The organism is Azospirillum mesophilum, assembly GCF_053470405.2.
Genome location: NZ_JBPXMQ020000110.1, coordinates 1 through 1,414 on the forward strand (window position 1 = coordinate 1; position 1,414 = coordinate 1,414).

A 1,414-nucleotide genomic window follows, 5' to 3' on the forward strand; every position below is an offset into this window, starting at 1 on the left:
TCAGCAGGAAGCCCAGCGCCAGCGCCACCAGCACGATCAGCCACATGGCGGCCGCCGAGTTGGACTGCACCAGCCAGAGGATCAGCAGCACGGTCAGCACGCCCAGCGCGGCGTTCAGGTGGTGCTGGTAGGGGAAGACCAGCGGCTTGCCCGAGACCAGCCCCTGCAGCTTGGCAAACGCGACGACCGAGCCGGTGAAGGTGATGGCGCCAATGGCGGTGCCGAGCGCCATCTCGACCAGCGAGCCCTTGGCGATGGCCCCGGGCAGGCCGATGCCGTAGGCGGCCGGCGAGTAGAAGGCGGAGAGCGCCACGCACACCGCGGCCAGACCGACCAGCGAGTGGAAGGCGGCGACCAGCTGGGGCAGCGCGGTCATCTCGATCTTCTTGGCGATGACGTAGCCGATGCCGCCGCCAATCGCGATGCCGAGCACGATCATCCAGTAGGACTGGACGATGGGCAGGGCCAGCGTGGTGACGATGGCGATGGTCATGCCGACCATGCCGTAGATGTTGCCCTGGCGCGAGGTCTCCGGGCTGCTCAGGCCGCGCAGCGCCATGATGAAGCAGACCGAGGCAACCAGATAGAGAAGGGCGGAGAGGCTTTCCATCTTACTTGCCCTTCTTCTTGAACATCGACAGCATGCGCTGGGTGACCAGGAAGCCGCCGAAGATGTTGACGCTGGCCAGGATGACGGCCAGGAAGCCCATCACCTTGGAGAAGCCGAATCCCGCCGGCCCGGCGGCGATCAGCGCGCCGACGATGATGACCGAGGACACCGCGTTGGTCACCGCCATCAGCGGCGAGTGCAGCGCCGGCGTCACCCGCCACACCACGTAATAGCCAACGAAGCAGGCCAGCACGAACACCGTCAGGCCGGTGATGAAGAAGCTGCCGTGGCTGGCGGCGTCGGCCGGAACGGCGTGGGCGGTCGCCGCGAGCTGACCCGAAAGCTGGGCCGTCAGCGCATCCGCCTGCTGCCGGATCTGGGCGAGGTTCGCCATCAGCTCGGCGATGCGGTTGGACGTTTCGGTTTGGTCCATGTCTCTCTCCCTAATTCCGTCCGGCCTTTAGACCGTCTGGCCGGCGAAGGCGGGATGGACGATCTGCCCGTCGCGGGTGAGCGCGATGGCCTTGACGATCTCGTCGTCCCAGTTGAGGGCGATGCCCGTGTCCTTGTTGTGCAGGGACTGGAGCAGGGCCAGCAGGTTCTTGGCGTAGAGCAGCGAGGCGCTCTCGGCGATGCGGCTGGGGTAGTTGGCGTGGCCGACGATCTTCACGCCGTTGTCGGTCACCACGACCTTGCCCAGCTCGGAGCCCTCGACGTTGCCGCCCTGCTCCACCGCGAGGTCGATGATCACCGAACCCGGCTTCATCGACGCCACATGCTCGCGCGTCACCAGCACCGGGGCCT

General features: G+C 66.7%; 2 protein-coding genes and 1 pseudogene. All 3 read right to left on the minus strand.

Translation table 11 applies throughout. The annotated features are described in order from the left end of the window. A partial coding sequence (locus ACSVC7_RS32625; RefSeq protein ID WP_483509171.1) for an NAD(P)(+) transhydrogenase (Re/Si-specific) subunit beta occupies positions 1 to 610 on the minus strand: 610 nt, incomplete at its 3' end. Between the two features lies 1 nt (position 611). Then, entirely contained in the window at positions 612 to 1,043 is a 432-nt protein-coding gene (locus tag ACSVC7_RS32630) for an NAD(P) transhydrogenase subunit alpha part 2 (RefSeq protein ID WP_483509173.1), read from the minus strand. Positions 1,044 to 1,070: 27 nt separating this feature from the next. Next, positions 1,071 to 1,414: pseudogene (locus tag ACSVC7_RS32635) on the minus strand (NAD(P)(+) transhydrogenase (Re/Si-specific) subunit alpha); the annotation flags it as partial.